Raw genomic sequence first — 19,204 nt, 5'->3', positions numbered from 1 at the left:
TTAACTACTGTACATATAAAATCTAAATATACCTAATTACTCGAAAAATATTTAAAATTAAAAATACTTACCCTATCTCAAGACCATAAACAGCATGCAAAGTTCTCACTGCAAGTTCAGTATAAGCACTATCAATTAAAACAGAAATCTTAATCTCTGAAGTAGTAATTGCTTGAATATTAATGCCTTTTTCAGCCAAAGCCTTAAATGCCGTAGCTGCAACCCCTGCATGACTGCGCATACCAACACCAATAACAGAAACTTTTGCAAGGTCACTCTCAGATTGAATAACATCAAACCCAATCTCTGCACGATTTTTCTCAAGAAGTGCAACAGCCTTATCTACATCAGCTGATGGTACAGTAAAAGTCATATCAGTCTTCGAACCATCTTCAGAAATATTCTGCACAATCATATCAACATTGATACGTTCTTCAGCCAAAGGGCCAAAAATTGCTGCAGAAATACCCGGACGATCTGCCAGTCTGCGTAGTGAAATTTGTGCTTCATCTTTAGCAAAAGCAATACCAGTAACATTTTGTTGTTCCACAATCTCATCCTCATCGCAAATAAGTGTTCCAGGGGGATTAACTGAACTGCACATGTCCACAGCATCGGGATCTTCAAAACTTGAGCGTACAAAAGTACGAACTTTATGGACCATAGCTAATTCAACAGACCTAACTTGCAAAACTTTTGCCCCAAGAGAAGCCATTTCAAGCATTTCTTCAAAAGCCACTTTCGGTAAACGACGTGCCTTAGGTTCAACTCGCGGATCAGTTGTATAAACACCATCTACATCTGTATAAATATCACAACGATCAGCCTGCAAAGCCGCCGCCACTGCAACAGCACTTGTATCTGATCCACCGCGTCCCAAGGTAGAAATTCTATTATTTGGAGCTAATCCTTGAAAACCAGCAATAACCGCTACCTGCCCCTCTTGAAAACGCTGTATTAAAAAAGATCCATCAATATCCACAATCCGTGCACCGCTATGTGCATTATCAGTATAAATAGGGATTTGCCACCCAAGCCATGAGCGAGCATTCACTCCCATCGCTTGGAGTGTAATAGCCAACAAACCTGCTGTTACTTGTTCCCCAGAAGAAACGATTACATCATACTCACGAGCATCATGCATTGGTGAAGCTTCACGCGTCCATTGAACGAGCTCATTTGTTTTACCAGCCATTGCAGATACCACCACTGCAATCTCATTACCCGCATCTACTTCTCTTTTGACATGTCGAGCAACATTATGAATACATTCAATGTTTGCTACAGATGTGCCACCAAATTTCATGACAATACGTGCCATTTATAATACTCTTATATCTTATATTTCTTATTTCAAATGAGACAGTTAGAATAAGGTCCTGTCGCCGTATTAAATTTCTTTTCGACATAACCAATATCTATAATTTTCGCAAGCCCAGCGTGATTATGTTAATTTACTCTTGACTTTAGAAAAATCTACCTGACTTGATAATATGAAAATAAAAGGAGAGTGATATGATAAATAAAGCTCATACTACGATTGATCAGAGTGAAATTGATCATTTTTCACAAATTGCTTCTGAATGGTGGAATCCCCAAGGCAAATTTCGCCCCCTCCATCAATTTAATCCAACACGCCTTGCTTATATTAAAGAAAAAATTTGTTTAGAATTTGATCGTGACCCTATGTCTCTTACGCCTTTTGAAGGTTTGAGGATTCTTGATATTGGTTGTGGGGGGGGGCTGTTATGTGAACCAATGGCACGTCTTGGAACCACTATTATAGGAGCCGATGCTTCGCAAACCAATATCGAGGTAGCAAAAAACCATGCAATCCAAAGCGGTCTTTCAATTGATTATCGCGCTACCACTGCAGAAACACTTGCAGATGAAGAAGAACAATTTGATGTAATTCTCAACATGGAGATTGTTGAACATGTTGCTGATGTTAATCTCTTCATATCGGCCACTGCCAAAATGCTCAAACCACAAGGGCTTATGTTTGTTGCAACACTTAACCGTACATGGAAAGCTTGGGGGCTAGCGATTGTCGGTGCCGAATATATTCTACGTTGGCTTCCAAAAGGAACTCATGATTATAAAAAATTTCTAAAACCTCTAGAGTTAAAAAAGCTATTATCTCAAAATACTCTAACCGTTATTGATGAGATTGGTATTACTTATAATCCATTGAATGATAGCTGGAATCGCTCAAAAGATATGGACGTTAACTACATGCTTCTTGCAAAAAAGTTTGAATAAGCCAACCATAACAGATAATTATTAGGCACTTTTGAGTAAACAGTCGAGTTTACCTTCAGCATCTAAAGCATAAAGATCATCACAACCTCCAACATGATAATCACCTATAAAAATCTGAGGAAATGTATTACGCCCATTCGCTCGTTGTACCATTTGTTGACGAAGGGAAGTTGATGCATCAATATCTGTATATTTGATGCCTTTTTTATCAAATAAAGCACGCGCTTTTGTGCAATAGGGACAACCGGGACGTGTATAAAGTGTTATCTCTTGCATAATATTTCTCCAATGTTTTTTTGATATAATCAATCTTTAATCACTTCTCAAGAGTGAGACAAAACAGAAACATCTTTCAATACACGCGAAAATGTCAGTACATCAACTTGTTGTGCACCTGCATGTTTTAATGTTGCAGCTGCTGCAGTAATTGTCACACCTGTTGTCAAAACATCATCAATCAGCAAAATAGAACGCCCTTTTAAATGCTTTTTAATTTTATGAGGTACCTTAAAAGCGCTTTGCACATTGAGCTTTCGTTCCTTAGCAGATAAACCAACCTGTGGACGAGTATGCCGATAACGAACAAGCCAGCCAGGTTTAAAAGGTTTTTTCCGTGCTGCTGCAATATAACGGGCAAGTTCAGCAGATTGATTATAACGTCGCCAGAAAAAACGACGAAAATGCAATGGAATAGGAATAATAACATCGCAATCATCAAGAAGCTCACGTCCTGCAAGTACCATCCAATTAGACATAAAACGTGCTAATTCTAGACGATCACTATATTTCAATTGGATTGTCAAAAGTCGTGCTAATCCCTTATGAACAACCACTGAACGAACACGTGAAAAAGGAGGAGAGGCTTGAATTGCTTCACCACTAAGAAAACCTTCTCCCATATCGTAAGCAAAAGGAATCCCCATAACAGGACAATAAGGTTTCGTAATAAATTGAAAATCTTTCCAACAATCAGAACAAACCGTACTATAAGCAGAAACAATTTTCTTACATCCAGGACAAGTCGGTGGATATAAAATTTTTATTAAGTACTCAATGAATTTACCCAACATATCCCCTTATTCAAAAAAATCTCAAAAGTACCACTTCATCAGTTTATTCTTTCATAACCTCGTAGCATAAGACATTTTTTTACGTTTCAAAACCTATAAAATTTAATTTTTTCAAAAATACTCAGTTTTATCAAACTATTTCGTCGTTCCTTTTTCCTTATAAGCTTGATATAGCATTGCATCATAATAAACCTACTTAAAACTATATCCCCAAAACAGGAAATGGTAAGCGATATGTCTCATCCTCTTATTTTTGACCATATCCGCATTGAACAATTTCGCAAACGCGCTTTTAAAAAAGCAAAAGAGGGATATGATTTTTTATTATCCTATGTTGCTGAGGATCTTTATAAACGTCTAAGAACTGTTGAGCGTCAATTCACATTAGCTCTAGATTTACATAGCCATACAGGCTTTGCTGTACAAGCTTTAAAAAAGTCTGGCAAAATTAGTTCTATAGAACGTGTTGAAACTGACATTCTTTACCAAAGTCATGATCAAAAATTTCATTTACGTCACAGAGAATTTCTTGATTTTCCACCACACTATTGCGATCTTATTGTTTCGCTCCTCTCACTACAATTGACCAATGATACCCCTGGTGTTTTAAAACAAATAAAGGACATTCTTAAACCAGATGGCCTATTTCTTGCAGTTATGGCTGGAGCTGGAACATTAAGAGAATTGCGAGAAAGTTTGCTTCAAGCTGAACTCGAAATTTATGGAGGAGTTAGCCCAAGAATTTATCCTTTTGCCGATATTCGTGATGTAGGAGCTATTTTACAACGTGTTGGTTTTGCTATACCCGTAGTGGATGTCGAAAATATCACAATACGCTACAATACAATGTTTGATCTCATGCATGATCTTAAAGCCATGGGGATGCAAAATGCGTTAATTAATCGCTCACAACGCCCTGTATCTAAGCGCTTTTTTCTTCGCGCTGCTGAAATCTACGCACAACAATTTAGTGACCCAGATGGTCGCATTCGTGCGCATTTTTCTTTCATATGGTTATCCGGCTGGGCACCTGATCAAAATCAACAAAAACCCTTACGCCCTGGTTCAGCGCAAATATCCCTTGTTGATGTTTTAGAAAAACAATCAAAATAATAATGAAAAAACCGCAAATTTTATAGGAAAATTATTTTTCAAAAATGCTCTTATCCGTTGTGCGTAATATTTGACTTGTCATAGCTCCAGCCAACATTGAACCATTAACGTTAAGAGCTGTACGCCCCATATCAATTAAAGGTTCAACAGAAATAAGTACGGCTACCAAAGAAATAGGGAGCCCCATAATTGGTAAAACAATTAATGCAGCAAAAACAGCACCACCACCAATACCAGCAACTCCAATAGAACTCAAAGTTACTACCCCAACAAGAGTAGCAATCCAGATAGGGTCGAAAGGATTAATACCAACAGATGGTGCTATCATAGTTGCAAGCATAGCTGGATAAAGACCTGCACAACCATTTTGGCCAATCGTTGCACCAAAAGAAGCTGCAAAACTTGCAATTGATTGTGGTACACCAATCCACTGTGTTTGCGCTTCAATATTTAGAGGAATAGTAGCAGTACTTGAACGGCTACTAAAAGCAAATGTCAAAACAGGCACAACTTTTTTGAAAAAACGAAATGGGTTAATGCCTGATATACCAAGCAACACACCATGAATTCCAAACATAAGAATAATACCAATATAAGAAGCAACAATAAAAACTAGTAATTTAAAAATATCAGCAACATTTGAGGTTGCCCCAACCTTAGTCATAAGAGCAAAAATACCATAAGGTGTTAACGCAATTACAATACGTACTAACCACATAACCCAAGACTGTATAATTTGAATAAATGAAAGAGCTTTTTCCCCTTTATCTGGGTCATCTTTCTTTAAAAGAAGAACAGCAGATCCTAAAAACGCCGAAAAAATAACAACCCTAATAATCGATGTACGCTCAGATCCCATTAAGTCAGCAAATGGATTTTGGGGTATAAATGATAAAATTAATTTTGGTATATTTATTTCTCCAACCTGAAAAGTATTCCCGCCAAGAACAGCAGATATATCCTCCCCTCCATGTACCAAACCATTCGCTGTTAACCCCAAAAAGTTAACTACTAAAATACCAACCAATGCTGAAATACACGTTGTAAAAAGTAATATTGAAATTGTTACTATACTAATTCTGCTAACAGCATAAGAAGAATGCAAATGCGCTACCGCTGAAACGATAGAGATAAACACTAATGGCATAATAATCATTTGCAACAATAATAGATAACCATCTCCAATAATGTTAAACCATTCAACAGATTTTAATAGTGTTGACTCGCCTTCTCCATAAATAAACTGCAAAGCACTTCCAAAAATCAGGCCAACAATAAGACCCAACATAACACGTAGCGCAAAACCCCATTTGATTTTTTTACTTTGAGAAAGCAATAATAAAAAAATAATAAATAGAAATAAATTAATAAAAAAATTAAATGTCATTGCTTATGCCTACTATTTTTTGTGCTTTACATTAAAAAATAATATATAATTTAAAATTCACTCATAATATTTAAAAAATATAGAGCTTACTACATTTTTACAAAATCATTATTTTTATTAGTTATAGGCCAGAAACGAATTTTCATCTATTTATAGTTATATAAAAATAGAAAACAAATAAGCTGATTTTTACATATCTACAAAATTCTATTTTAAAGAATATAATATTTCTTTCATAAATAATAAGTTACATGCAATCACTATCGCATCTCAATGAAAAACGATATATAAAAGCCTAAACAGTAATGATGGAGCAATTGATCTTAAAGAAACAAGAAAATCCTTGAGGATAATCACAAAACATCTTTTCGGAGGTAGATCTATCTAAAGTCTCCTTTTATCAAAATATTTAATGAACAAAACGTTCATTTTTCAATATTTTCTCCACTCATAAACATATTATAAAAGAAAATTTTTTAACACCTGCACTAATGGTTTATCAGCATCAGGCATAGAATATTTATCAAGATCGTTAATAAAAATCCATTTTAAATTTTGCCCTTCTCGTCCCTGAGGAATACCTCTATAATGGCGACATATATAAAATGGCATTAATAAATGAAATGTTTCATAACTATGGCTTGCAAATGTTAAAGGTAAAAAATCATTTTTTTGAACATGAATATCAAGCTCTTCCTTTAATTCACGAATCAATGATTCCTCTGGTGTTTCCCCCTCTTCAACCTTTCCACCAGGAAATTCCCACAAACCACTCATTGATTTTCCTGGAGGTCTCTTTGCAAGTAAAACTCGATTATCTTTATCCAACAATGCACATGCAACGACAAGAAGAAGTGAGCGTTTTATCTGCATTACTTGTCTCCAACAGTAATATAATAACTCTAAGCTCTTCTATTATCGCCCCTTAAAGAATTGAAAAAGTCTAAGTGTCTAATAATTAAAAGAGAATGTATACTTAATATATTAGTTTTACATCAATTAACTTCTATAGTCGCCATTAATTGCAACATATTCTTTTGTTAAATCGCAAGACCAAACTGTCGCTTTACCACTTCCAAGACCGATATCGACACGAATCATAATGTATTGGTTTTTCATATAAGTGCTCATCATCTCTTCACTATAATCAGGATCACGCTCTCCATTGACAGCCACACGATGTTCGCCAAACCAAATCGTTAAGAGATCACGATTTGCTTCAACACCAGCTTTACCAACCGCCATAACCACCCGCCCCCAATTAGCATCTTCACCCGCAATAGCCGTTTTTACAAGTGGTGAATTTGCAATTGATAGAGCAATGCTTTTAGCGGCATTATCTGTTGTGGCACCAGTTACACTAACTTCAATTAAATGACGGGCCCCTTCACCATCACAAACAACCTGTAATGCAAGTTCATGCAAAAGCTCACTCAATTGCTTTGTAAATGCCTTATAACGCGGATCTGATTTACTCGTCAAACAAAGAGAATTGCTTGTTACTTTCCCTGTTGCAAATACCATCAATGTATCGGATGTTGAAGTATCACTATCAACAGTAATCGAATTGAAAGATCCCTGAACCGTCTCTGATAGCATAGATTGAAGTATATCCGAAGTAATTGCCGCATCAGTTACTACAAAAGAAAGCATTGTTGCCATATCTGGAGCAATCATACCAGAACCTTTTGCAATTCCATTAATGGTTACAATTTCCCCCCCAAAGTCAAATCTGCGTGTTGCAAGCTTTGGAAACGTATCAGTTGTCATAATAGCTTTTGCAGCTTCTAACCAATTTCCTTCTTCTGCTTCAGCAGCCATATTGGGCAAAAGATTTAATAAACAAGATGCATTCATTAATTCGCCAATAACACCAGTAGAGGCCAAAAAAATTTCATTTTCTCTAGCCTTTAAGACACTTGCTGCAGTGTGTACTATCGCATCTGTTATTTGCTTACCTTTACGTCCTGTAAAAGCATTTGCATTCCCAGAATTAACAACAACACCCCTCGCAACTCCATGAGAAAGCGATGCACGACAATGATCCACAGAAGAAGACGGACATTTAGAACATGTAAAAACACCTGCCACATTTGCTGGCTCATCAAATACGATCAAGAGAAGGTCTGTACGATTTTTATATTTAATCCCAGCTTCCGCCGTCGCCATCCGTACACCAGATAATGGTGGAAGCTCTTGTATTGTTTTGGGAGATAAAGGCGATATCTGTACAGCCATTACGTATTTTCCGTCAAAATCAATGAAATCTCATGCAATTAAATAACTGCTGAAATTTTTGAAAAAGAAAAAACATCAAATAATCTAGATTGAAAAGATATTATTCCTCTTCTTCATTGGATGTTTCACCTGGAAGGGCTGCATTATTTTCATTAAGTGATTGCATGAGTTTTGCAATATTAGAATCAGGATATTTTACATCTACCTTATTACGCAAATCAGTGATTAATGCATGATAACGATCTTTCATAATCTGTGTACGCAATACCTCTTTAACATCATCAAATGCAGGAGGTTGTTTGGGGCGACGATCTTCCACTTTGATAATATGCCAACCAAATGGGCTTTCAACAGGCTTTTTAGTGTATTCACCAACTTTCAAACTAAATGCAGCATCTTCAAAGGGTTTAACCATTTGACCATAACTAAAATAACCGAGATCACCGCCTACAGAAGCAGAACCATCTGTTGAATCCTTTTTTGCAATCTCTTCAAAACTTTCACCCTTCTTTAAGCGCTTAACAATAGCCTCTGCTGCTTCTTTCGTTTTAACCAAAATATGACGCGCTTTAACCTCATCTTCTTTAGGTAAAGCAGCAACTTCCTTATCATAAAGAGCTTGCAAATCAGCATCTTGAATTTTATCAACAACCATCTGTTTAAAATAAAGTCGCTGAAGAACATTATCACGCATAATTGCCATACGTTTATCATAAACTTCTGTTTTATCGATACCTCTCTCAATTGCTGCTTTAGCAAGCGCTTGCATATCTAAATAGGCTTTTAAAACTGTTATACGACGCTGTTCATCAGAAAGACGTGCCAAATTAGGATTTATTTCAAGTGCTAGCTCATCCAATTCACCCGCTGTAATACTCTTCCCATTAATAATGGCCATAACGTGAGAAGGCGCAATTGGTTTTGCTGAGGCTTTATCTAAAGTATTCAAATCATTTGGTGCAGATTTTACGTGATCTTGAGCCACTACACTCAAACTCGTGCTTACCAATAAAGTTGATGTCACAAAGAGCGTTGTTAATTTGAATTTCATAAATATACTCCCTTAAGAATGAATGTACTTCCAGGCTTTAATTTTTATCATAGCACTTTAATCTCTAACATGATAAATAAATCAGCAATTTTGTTAAAAAAACGCAGAATTTATCCTTTTATCTTGTTTTACTCGGATAATATATACCATAACCATAGTGAAAAATGTCATATTATACCCTAAATCATTCTATACTCTATAAACTAAATAATATTCCTAAAGTTGACACGATGGATTTAGCCTTTTATCTACTATAAAATTTAAATATAAAGAAGTTACCTACTAGAAATATGATAATATTGCCCACATTTTTGGTTGTATCAAGTACCTCTAAAAGATACAAAATAGGGATAATATATTTGAATATTGAAGCGACCAAGCGCAATGGTAATAAATAAAAGAAAGGACCAGGAATGGTCAATTTAGGTGTTTTTGTGCGCAAACTTTTTGGTTCAGCTCATGAGCGTCGTATTAAAACTTTTCGCCAAAAAGTTGTACAAATTAATGCGTTGGAAGAACAATTCCAAAAATTAAGTGATACGCAGCTTTGCCAAAAAACTAGCGAATTTCGTCAAAGATTAACTGAAGGAGCAACTATTGATTCGCTCTTAGTGGAAGCTTTTGCAACTGTCCGTGAAGCAGCAAAACGTGTTTATAGCATGCGTCCCTTTGATGTACAACTCATCGGTGGAATGGTTCTTCATGATCGAGGCATCGCTGAAATGCGTACCGGTGAAGGTAAAACATTAATGGCAACTTTGCCAGTTTACCTCAACGCATTAGAAGGAAAAGGTGTTCATGTTGTTACTGTGAACGATTATCTTGCTAGTCGTGATGCTGAAGCAATGAGCAAAATTTACGGATTTTTGAGTTTAAGCACAGGTGTTATTCTACATGACCTCGATAGCGATGCTCGCCGAGCAGCCTATGCGTGTGACATTACCTATGCGACAAATAATGAATTGGGTTTTGATTATTTACGTGATAATATGACCTTTAGCCCTAACCAAATGGTTCAACGTGGGCATCATTATGCAATTATCGATGAAGTTGATTCAATCCTCATAGATGAAGCGCGTACCCCTCTTATTATTTCCGGTCCTCTAGAAGATCGCACCGACTTCTATAATCTTATTGACACATTTATTTCTTCTCTAACTCCAGAAGACTACGAAATAGATGAAAAACAAAAAACAACAATTTTTACCGAAATCGGTACTGAAAAAATTGAAAAAATGCTTGAACAAGCCGGGCTTCTTAAAAGTGGAAGTCTCTATGATATAGAAAATGTTGCTACTGTTCACCATATCAACAATGCTTTGAAAGCCCATAAACTATTTATTCAGGACAAAGATTATATTGTTCGTAATGGCGAAATCGTCATTATTGATGAATTTACAGGTCGTATGATGCCAGGACGGCGTTATTCTGAAGGTTTGCATCAAGCACTAGAAGCCAAAGAACATGTAGCCATTCAACCAGAAAATCAGACATTAGCATCTATTACTTTTCAAAATTATTTCCGTATGTATAAAAAATTGTCTGGTATGACGGGGACTGCTGTAACAGAAGCTGAAGAATTCAATAATATCTATGGCCTTGAAGTTGTTGAAATCCCTACAAATCTTCCGGTGCAACGTCTTGATGAAGATGATGAAATCTATCGAACAGCGGAAGAAAAATATCGTGCCATTGTGCGAGATATTCGTCAAGCACACGAAAAAGGACAACCTATCCTTGTAGGTACTACTTCTATTGAAAAATCAGAACAACTAGCAGAACGCTTACGCAAAGAAGGTATTACCAATTTTAAAGTTTTAAATGCTCGCTACCATGAACAAGAAGCATATATTATCGCACAAGCTGGTGTTCCCGGAGCATTAACCATCGCAACAAATATGGCAGGTCGCGGCACTGACATACAGCTTGGTGGTAATGTTGAGATGCGAATTCGACAAGAGCTACAGGATATCCCCGAAGGAGCGGAACGAATTGCTAGAATTGAAGAAATTATAAAAGACGTCAAGCAACTTAAAGAAAAAGCATTATCTGCCGGTGGTCTTTATGTTCTTGCTACCGAGCGCCATGAAAGTCGTCGTATTGACAATCAGCTTCGTGGTCGTTCTGGACGTCAGGGCGATCCGGGTCGTTCAAAATTTTTTCTTTCACTTCAAGACGACCTTATGCGTATCTTTGGTTCCGACCGTATGAATAGCGTATTGCAAAAACTTGGATTGAGAGAAAATGAAGCCATTATCCATCCATGGATTAATAAAGCGCTTGAAAAAGCTCAAAAAAAAGTTGAAGCACGAAACTTCGAAATCCGTAAAAACCTGTTAAAATATGACGATGTGATGAATGATCAACGCAAAGTTATTTTTGAGCAGCGTATGGAAATTATGAATGCAGAAAATTTGACGGAAACAATTAGTGAAATGCGACATGAGGTGGTTGATAATTTGGTAGAAGCCTACATTCCATCTGGAACATATTCTGAAAAATGGGATACGAAAGCTTTGCAAAAAGAGCTGCATCAGCTTTTTAATCTTGAACTACCAGTGGAAGAATGGGCAAAAGAAGATGGAGTTGCTGAAAAACAAATTTTTGAACGCGTATTAGAAGCCGTTACCAAACTTGAAAATGAGCGCACTGAACAATATCGTCCAGAAATTATGGCCTACTTTCATAAAGCTATATTACTTGAAACAATTGACACATTATGGCGTGAACATCTAGTTAATTTAGATCATTTACGTTCTATTATTGGTTTTCGTGGATATGCTCAACGAGATCCTCTCAATGAATATAAAACAGAAGCATTTGAACTCTTTCAAACCATGCTCAGAAATCTACGTAGAAATGCTATTTCTAAACTCATGCGTTTTGAGGTTATTCAACAACCTACAGAACCAACAGCACCTGTGCAAACCTGTATTGACCAGTCTGCTTCTGATAATCAAAATGAAAAAAATGATACTTTCTTGTGGGCTCGAACACAAGAAAATAGGTTTGTTGATCCAACTAAACGTAACCCCAATGATCCAACCACATGGGGAAAAATTGGACGCAATGAGCTTTGTCCTTGCGGTTCAGCAAAAAAATATAAACATTGTCATGGCTCCTTCATATAGAAGTAGACAGTTAAGATGGATAAAAAACAAAACTATGAACAAGTATTGCGAGCTGCAGGTTTAAGGATAACACGCCAAAGGCGTATTATTCTCGATATTTTAACCGATACAGATGACCACCTTAATGCATTTGAAATTTTTCAGCGTGCAAACAAAATAGATTCTAGTATTTCACTGTCGACTGTTTATCGCACAATGAAAACATTAGAAGAAAATGGAACAATTCATCGTCACGCTTTCAGTGGCGGACCATCGCGTTTTGAACAAGCAAATGGCCAACACCATGACCATCTTATTGATGTAGAAACAGGACACATTATCGAATTTCAGTCTGATATTATTGAAAAATTGCAAGAAGAGATCGCCCATTCTCTCGGCTACAATATAATTCACCATCGTCTTGAGCTTTATGGGAAAAAACGTAATTCCTAAATTGGTGATTTTATGTGCCTTATTTAGAAACTGCTCACTCAAAATAAGTTTTACACAAATTCGCTTTAGAATTTTATAGTTTTCATAGTTAAAAACGTTTTTTTTGCTTGATCAAGCCTTTACCATATGATGATTATACGAACTATTAATATTATAACAAAATTAGGCTAATATTGCCCATGGTTTCTTTGCCGCAAAACCGTATAAAGCAAATTGAAAAGCGCTTTGAAGTAATTGAAAGCCAAATGGCCGGAAGCCCAAATGCTGAAATTTATATAAAATTAGCTTCTGAATATGCAGAATTACAGTTAATCGTTACCCCTATACGCACATTAAACGCTCTCTACAAAGAAATAGAAGAACTCAAAAACATCATTAGTGATAAGCAAACAGATGTGGAAATGCGTAATCTTGCTCAAGAAGAACTGTTATTACTATGTCAAAAAATTGAGCAACTTGAGCGAGAACTCCAAATTCTTCTTCTACCCAAAGATATTGCTGATGAAAAAAGCGCTATTATTGAAATTCGAGCAGGAACAGGTGGATCAGAAGCAGCGCTTTTTGCTGGTGATCTTTTTCGCATGTATGAACGTTATGCCAATACTCATAACTGGAAAGTTGAAATCATTTCATTGAGTGATGGAGATGTTGGTGGATATAAAGAAATTGTTGCTACCGTTTCTGGCAAAGGTGTATTTTCTAAACTTAAGTTTGAATCAGGTGTTCACCGCGTACAACGAATCCCTGAAACAGAAGCTGGTGGACGTATCCATACATCAGCTGCCACCGTTGCAGTACTCCCAGAAGCCGAAGAAATTGACATTGCAATTCATCCAGAAGATATTCGTATTGATACAATGCGTGCTTCTGGTGCAGGTGGGCAGCATGTAAATACAACGGATTCAGCTGTACGTATCACCCATATTCCAACAGGAATTATGGTTGTACAAGCAGAAAAATCACAACACCAAAATCGAACACGTGCACTTCAAATTTTACGCGCGCGTTTATTTGATATTGAACGACAAAAAGCAGAAAATGAGCGTTCAGAATCTCGTAAAACTCAAATTGGCTCCGGTGATCGATCGGAACGTATTCGTACTTACAATTTCCCACAAGGACGTGTGACTGATCATCGTATTAATCTCACTTTGTATAAGCTTGATCGTGTCATGGAGGGAGATCTTGATGAACTTATTCATGCACTTATTTCCAATCATCAGACAGAACTCCTTACTGAAATGAACGATAACAAATGAGTGATCATTCTCTCAACAGTACCATCCGGAAAACCCAGGAAAAGTTACAATATCAAAGAATTCCTGAAGCCAATCTTGATGCAAAGCTACTTGTTGAGTGGGTAACAAGTACAAACCCTACTGATCGAATTCTGCAGCCAAATATGCGTCTGTCTTCTAAACAGATCGCACAATTAGAAAAAGCCATACAGCGCCGTATTGCTGGAGAGCCCATCCATCGCATTATTGGAAAACGAGATTTTTATGGTATATCACTTGCTTTATCTCAAGATACATTAGAACCACGCCCTGATACAGAAACACTTGTCGATCTCGTTTTGCCAATTCTTAAAAAACAGGTAGAAAAAACAGGGAAAGCAACTTTTCTTGATATGGGAACAGGAAGCGGTGCCATTGCTATCGCTATTCTCAAACAAATTACTCAAACTTATGCAATAGCCGTTGACATTTCTGAAGATGCCTTAAAAACAGCTACAAAAAATGCGAAGCATGCAGACATTGCGCAACGTTTTACACCTTTACTTAGTGATTGGTTTACTTCTGTCACAGGTCAATTTGATCTTATTATTTCCAACCCACCCTATATTCCTGAAAAAGATATCCAAAACCTTGCAAAAGAAGTGCGTCTGCATGATCCGCTACGTGCTTTAGTTGGTGGAAAAGATGGCCTTGATTTTTATCGAAAACTCGCACATGAATCAGCAAACTATCTAAAAGAAAAAGCTTATGTCGCTGTTGAAATAGGATATTCTCAGCAAAAAGAAGTCTGCGATTTGTTTGAAAAAAACGGTTTTGAATATTTAAAAATGCGCAAAGATTTAAATGGCATACCTCGCGCACTTCTTTTTTCACTTAATGCTTAAAATTCCCAGTCGTCATCTGTGGTTGCAACTGCTTTACCAATAACATAAGAAGAACCTGAACCTGAAAAGAAGTCATGATTTTCATCGGAATTTGGCGATAAAGCTGCCAAAATAGCAGGGTTAACTCGACAAACTTCAGGTGGAAAAAGAGGCTCAAAACCCAAATTCATTAATGCCTTATTCGCATTATAATGAATAAAAACTTTAACATCTTCTGTCAATCCGATAGCGTCATAAAGATCTTCAGTGTATTTACATTCAATACTGTAAAGATCAAATAGCATATTAAAAGCAAAGTCTTTTATTTCTTGCTTTTTAACTTCATCAAGTTTAGCAAACCCTAATTGAAATTTATAACCAACATAATAACCATGAACCGCCTCATCACGGATAATAAGCCGGATTAAATCAGCTGTATTAGTCAGCTTAGCACGACTTGACCAATACATAGGTAAATAAAAACCAGAATAAAATAAAAAACTTTCAAGCAAAGTCGAGGCAATTTTTTTCTTTAATGGATCACTTGCTTCATAACGTTCAAGCACTAATGTTGCTTTTTTCTGTAAATGAACATTTTCTTCTGACCATCTGAAAGCATCATCGACTTCTGCTGTTGAACATAAGGTTGAAAAAATAGAAGAATAAGAACGTGCATGAACTGCTTCCATAAATGCAATATTTGTCAAAACAGCTTCTTCATGTTCTGTTATTGCATCAGCCATAAGTGAAATGGCTCCTACAGTATTTTGAACTGTATCAAGCAAAGTCAGCCCTGTGAAAACACGAATTGTCAGCTTGCGCTCTTCTTCTGTTAGACTTGCCCATGAAGGAATGTCATTGGAAAGTGGTACTTTTTCAGGCAACCAAAAATTTCCAGTTAAACGATTCCAAACTTCAAGATCTTTTTCATCATGCAACTTATTCCAATTTACAGCGCAAATAACAGGATTTTTAGTTGAAATTCGTGTCATATAATTTTCCTTCTACAAGCTGCACGAAACACAGCCATCAACTTCTGTTCCACTCAATGCCTTTTGCCGTAGACGGATATAATAAACACTTTTTATACCTTTTTTCCAAGCATAAATTTGTGCACAGTTAACATCACGCGTAGTAGCTGTATCAGGAAAAAATAAAGTCAACGAAAGACCTTGATCTACATGCTGCGTCGCAGCGGCGTAAGTATCAATAATTTTTTCAGGCCCAATCTCATAAGCATCCTGATAGAAATCTAAATTTGTATTATCCATATAAGGAGCAGGATAATAAACGCGTCCGATCTTACCTTCTTTACGAATTTCAATCTTTGAAGCAATTGGATGAATCGAAGAAGTCGCATGATTAATGTAGGAAATAGATCCTGTAGGCGGAATAGCTTGAAGATTGCGATTATAAAGCCCATGTTCGATAACTGATTTCTTGAGCTCCTTCCAGTCTTCTTGATTTGGTATAACGATATTATTACGCTCAAAAAGCTCTTGTACAAGTGGAAATTGTGGTTTCCATTCTTTCTCAATATATTTTGTGAAAAAACGGCCATCTGCATAAGCTGATTTTTCAAATCCTACAAATACTTTCTGACGTTCGCTCGCAATCAAATTGGAAGCACGCAATACGTGATATGTTACTGTATAAAAATAGATATTAGTGAAATCAATTGCTTCCGGCGACCCATAATAAATCCGTTCACGTGCTAAAAAACCGTGCAAATTCATTTGCCCCAAACCAATTGCATGACTTTCGGAATTGCCCTTTGCAATAGAAGGTACACACGCAATATTACTCATATCAGAAACAGCAGTAAGGGCACGAACAGCTGTTTCCACTGTCCAACCAAAATCACTGCTTTCCATCGCTTTTGCGATGTTCATTGAACCAAGATTACATGATATATCATTTCCAACTGTACGATAAGTTAAATCTGTTTCCAGCTCACTTGCTTCATTTACCTGCAAAATTTCTGAGCATAGATTGCTCATATTAATACGACCTGCTATCGGGTTAGTTCTATTAGCTGTATCTTCAAACAAAAGATATGGATAACCTGATTCAAACTGTATTTCTGCTAATGTCTGAAAAAAAACACGCGCACTTATCTTCTTCTTACGGATTTTTGAATTATCAACAAAAGATCGATAATGCTCCGTCAAAGAAATGTCGCTAAAAGGTTTTCCCACAACCCGTTCAATGTCATAAGGCGAAAATAGATACATATCCTCATTATTACGTGCAAGTTCAAAAGTAATATCAGGGATGATAACACCAAGCGAAAGAGTTTTGATTCTAACCTTTTCGTCAGCATTTTCGCGCTTTGTATCTAAAAATGTCATAATATCTAAATGATGCGCATGTAAATAGACAGCACCAGCACCTTGTCGCGCACCAAGTTGATTAGCATAAGAAAATGCATCTTCTAACAATTTCATCACAGGCAAAACACCAGATGACTGATTTTCTATCTGTTTGATCGGTGCCCCTGCTTCTCGCAAATTAGTCAAACAAAGTGCAACACCTCCACCGCGTTTTGAAAGTTGCAAAGCTGAATTAATCGAGCGACCAATCGACTCCATATTATCTTCAACCCGCAATAGAAAACACGATACCAACTCACCTCGTTGCTTTTTCCCTGCATTTAAAAACGTCGGTGTTGCAGGTTGAAACCGCCCTGTAATAATCTCATCAACCAAACACTCAGCAAGAGTTTTATTGCCTTGCGCTAAATATAAAGCAACAAGGCAAACACGATCTTCATAACGCTCAAGATAGCGCTTTCCATCAAAGGTTTTCAGCGTATAACTGGTATAATATTTGAACGCCCCCAAAAAGGTAGGAAAACGAAATTTAAATGCATAAGCACGTTTAAACAGCTTTTTGACAAAAGAAAAATCATAAAGCTCAAATAACGCTTTCTCGTAATAACCTTCTTCTATCAGATAGTCTATTTTTTCCTTCAAATCATGAAAAAAAACCGTATTTTGATTAACATGCTGGAGAAAATATTGCCGTGCAGCAAGGCGATCCATATCAAATTGAATATGACCATTTTCATCATAAAGGTTAAGCATTGCATTGAGTGCATGATAATCTGTAATTTGATCCGGCTTCTGAAGCCCTTCCATATCTATTTTTTCCAAAACTTTTCTAATCCCTTTTTAACAAAAATAACGTCTTCATCTGTTCCACGCAACTCAAAACGATAAAGGCAAGGTACAAAACATTTTTCAGAAATAATCTTGCTCGCTAAACTATAATTACAACCGAAATTACGATTTCCTCCTCCAATTACTCCACGAATTAATTTACGGTTTTCTATTTCATTAAGGAAATGAATAACGGGCTTTGGCACCGCCATCCTACCTTCTCCGTCTGCATAGGTAGGTACGACCAATATATAAGGCTTTCCAACTAACACAGATGGTTTTTTTTTATCAATTTTGAAAAGCTGTTGACCTAGCTGAGAAACGAAATACTCAGTATTACCCGTTACACTCGAATAATAGACAATAAGCCCCATTAGCCACAAAGACCATTAATCATATCTGGTCTAAAACCCGACCAATGATTTTCACCACATACAACTACAGGAACCTGACGATACCCTAGAGATTGAATAAAATTATAGGCTTGTTCATCACGTGAAATATCAACGACACGATAATTAATACCCTTAGCATCGAAGGCACGATAAGTAGCATTACATTGGACACAAGATGGCTTACTATAAATAGTTATAGACATTCTCTTCAACTTTCATATTTCAAAAAAAACAACCTAAAAAAGTTTACTCTGACAATTTATACAAATACTTACAAAATAATAAAAAAAGTAACTTTCATGTAAAATACATACAGCTATATTTTAGTTACAAATAAATACAAACCTTAGATATTAAGCGACACTCCATTACTAAATAATAAAAACTTGATGCTAACAAATGGCTATTTTACAATAATCAGTTACAAAACAACATTTTTAACATCTTACTTTAACTCATTTTCCATTCCCCTCTCTTACTGTTTTTATAAAAATAGTAAGAGGATGTTCCTTATATCCCTCTAGGCTTTTCACATTGCAAAAAAGTTTTCGATTTACAAACAATACAAAAAAAACCTCCCTCGCTAAACAAACACTTTAGCGGAACTACTACTCAATTATTTATAATACAATTTTTGCTATATTGTAGAAGCAATCAGAGCTTCAAAAATGCGTGATATTCCCATTTGCGCTCATTTAAAATCATCAATCATTTTGATACTATATATAGTATACACGCACGTTATTTCGTCAAGAAAAATTCAACCATTATTGTGAATTTTCCACGATCTTCCCATCAAAGTATATAACCTTCAAAAACATATACAACGATATAACATTTCATTGACAAACGTAACTATATAA

17 protein-coding genes are annotated in these 19,204 nt (G+C 36.3%); 6 read left to right on the top strand and 11 right to left on the bottom strand.

The features are described 5' to 3' along the window. Positions 1 to 67: 67 nt before the first annotated feature. A complete protein-coding gene (locus ME3_RS05905) occupies positions 68 to 1,321 on the bottom strand; it encodes an aspartate kinase (protein ID WP_007477971.1) in 1,254 nt (417 codons plus the stop codon). 194 nt (positions 1,322 to 1,515) lie between these two features. Here ME3_RS05905 and ubiG point away from each other — a divergent pair, with 194 nt between their 5' ends. After that, positions 1,516 to 2,262, top strand: coding sequence for a bifunctional 2-polyprenyl-6-hydroxyphenol methylase/3-demethylubiquinol 3-O-methyltransferase UbiG (gene ubiG / locus ME3_RS05900; RefSeq protein ID WP_007477970.1), 747 nt, complete (start codon positions 1,516 to 1,518; stop codon positions 2,260 to 2,262). Positions 2,263 to 2,283: 21 nt separating this feature from the next. Here ubiG and grxC read toward each other — a convergent pair whose 3' ends face one another. Beyond that, positions 2,284 to 2,538: a glutaredoxin 3 gene (grxC, locus tag ME3_RS05895; protein ID WP_007477969.1), complete on the bottom strand. Its 255-nt coding sequence runs from the start codon at positions 2,536 to 2,538 to the stop codon at positions 2,284 to 2,286. Between the two features lie 47 nt (positions 2,539 to 2,585). Next, complete coding sequence (locus ME3_RS05890; RefSeq protein ID WP_007477968.1) at positions 2,586 to 3,332, bottom strand: ComF family protein; 747 nt, start codon at positions 3,330 to 3,332, stop codon at positions 2,586 to 2,588. Between the two features lie 234 nt (positions 3,333 to 3,566). On the opposite strand from ME3_RS05890, the gene ME3_RS05885 reads away from it, so the two are divergent. After that, the gene (locus ME3_RS05885; protein WP_007477967.1) at positions 3,567 to 4,445 is read left to right on the top strand and encodes a methyltransferase domain-containing protein; all 879 of its coding nucleotides are present in this window, start codon (positions 3,567 to 3,569) and stop codon (positions 4,443 to 4,445) included. 31 nt (positions 4,446 to 4,476) lie between these two features. Here the strand turns inward: ME3_RS05885 and ME3_RS05880 are convergent, their stop codons facing one another. The 4 genes from ME3_RS05880 to ME3_RS05865 all read right to left on the bottom strand — a co-directional run bounded on the left by ME3_RS05880 (position 4,477) and on the right by ME3_RS05865 (position 9,121). Next, positions 4,477 to 5,832, bottom strand: coding sequence for an L-cystine transporter (locus ME3_RS05880; RefSeq protein ID WP_007477966.1), 1,356 nt, complete (start codon positions 5,830 to 5,832; stop codon positions 4,477 to 4,479). A gap of 459 nt (positions 5,833 to 6,291) precedes the next feature. Continuing rightward, on the bottom strand, positions 6,292 to 6,705 hold the full coding sequence (gene mutT, locus ME3_RS05875) for an 8-oxo-dGTP diphosphatase MutT (RefSeq protein ID WP_007477965.1): 414 nt from the start codon (positions 6,703 to 6,705) through the stop codon (positions 6,292 to 6,294). 126 nt (positions 6,706 to 6,831) lie between these two features. Then, positions 6,832 to 8,070: a bifunctional glutamate N-acetyltransferase/amino-acid acetyltransferase ArgJ gene (gene argJ, locus ME3_RS05870; protein ID WP_007477964.1), complete on the bottom strand. Its 1,239-nt coding sequence runs from the start codon at positions 8,068 to 8,070 to the stop codon at positions 6,832 to 6,834. A gap of 100 nt (positions 8,071 to 8,170) precedes the next feature. Continuing rightward, a complete protein-coding gene (locus tag ME3_RS05865) occupies positions 8,171 to 9,121 on the bottom strand; it encodes a peptidylprolyl isomerase (RefSeq protein ID WP_007477963.1) in 951 nt (316 codons plus the stop codon). 413 nt (positions 9,122 to 9,534) lie between these two features. Between ME3_RS05865 and secA the strand changes: the two genes are divergently transcribed. From secA to prmC, 4 genes are all read left to right on the top strand, one after another. Beyond that, positions 9,535 to 12,252 carry a preprotein translocase subunit SecA gene (secA, locus tag ME3_RS05860; protein WP_007477962.1) on the top strand — a complete coding sequence of 906 codons (2,718 nt, stop codon included), beginning with the start codon at positions 9,535 to 9,537 and terminating at the stop codon, positions 12,250 to 12,252. 15 nt (positions 12,253 to 12,267) lie between these two features. Further along, the gene (locus ME3_RS05855; RefSeq protein ID WP_007477961.1) at positions 12,268 to 12,684 is read left to right on the top strand and encodes a Fur family transcriptional regulator; all 417 of its coding nucleotides are present in this window, start codon (positions 12,268 to 12,270) and stop codon (positions 12,682 to 12,684) included. Between the two features lie 179 nt (positions 12,685 to 12,863). Beyond that, positions 12,864 to 13,943, top strand: a complete 1,080-nt coding sequence (gene prfA / locus ME3_RS05850; RefSeq protein ID WP_007477960.1) for a peptide chain release factor 1 — start codon at positions 12,864 to 12,866, stop codon at positions 13,941 to 13,943. Next, positions 13,940 to 14,806 (top strand): peptide chain release factor N(5)-glutamine methyltransferase, encoded by an 867-nt coding sequence (gene prmC / locus ME3_RS05845; RefSeq protein ID WP_007477959.1) that lies wholly within the window; start codon positions 13,940 to 13,942, stop codon positions 14,804 to 14,806. The genes prfA and prmC overlap by 4 nt, the downstream gene beginning before the upstream one ends. Here prmC and nrdF read toward each other — a convergent pair. From nrdF to nrdH, 4 genes are read right to left on the bottom strand one after another with little or no spacing between them, the layout of a single operon-like run. Beyond that, positions 14,803 to 15,777 carry a class 1b ribonucleoside-diphosphate reductase subunit beta gene (gene nrdF, locus ME3_RS05840; protein WP_007477958.1) on the bottom strand — a complete coding sequence of 325 codons (975 nt, stop codon included), beginning with the start codon at positions 15,775 to 15,777 and terminating at the stop codon, positions 14,803 to 14,805. The two genes, prmC and nrdF, sit on opposite strands and share 4 nt — an antisense overlap. Before the next feature lie 12 nt (positions 15,778 to 15,789). After that, entirely contained in the window at positions 15,790 to 17,940 is a 2,151-nt protein-coding gene (gene nrdE / locus ME3_RS05835) for a class 1b ribonucleoside-diphosphate reductase subunit alpha (RefSeq protein ID WP_039952672.1), read from the bottom strand. Next, entirely contained in the window at positions 17,928 to 18,320 is a 393-nt protein-coding gene (gene nrdI / locus ME3_RS05830; RefSeq protein WP_007477955.1) for a class Ib ribonucleoside-diphosphate reductase assembly flavoprotein NrdI, read from the bottom strand. Before nrdI ends, nrdE begins: the two co-directional genes overlap by 13 nt. After that, positions 18,320 to 18,544 (bottom strand): glutaredoxin-like protein NrdH, encoded by a 225-nt coding sequence (gene nrdH / locus ME3_RS05825; protein ID WP_007477950.1) that lies wholly within the window; start codon positions 18,542 to 18,544, stop codon positions 18,320 to 18,322. Before nrdH ends, nrdI begins: the two co-directional genes overlap by 1 nt. Between the last annotated feature and the right edge of the window lie 660 nt (positions 18,545 to 19,204).

The sequence above is a fragment of the Bartonella melophagi K-2C genome (genome assembly GCF_000278255.1).
GTDB lineage: Bacteria > Pseudomonadota > Alphaproteobacteria > Rhizobiales > Rhizobiaceae > Bartonella > Bartonella melophagi.
This window is presented reverse-complemented; position numbering and strand designations above follow the sequence as displayed.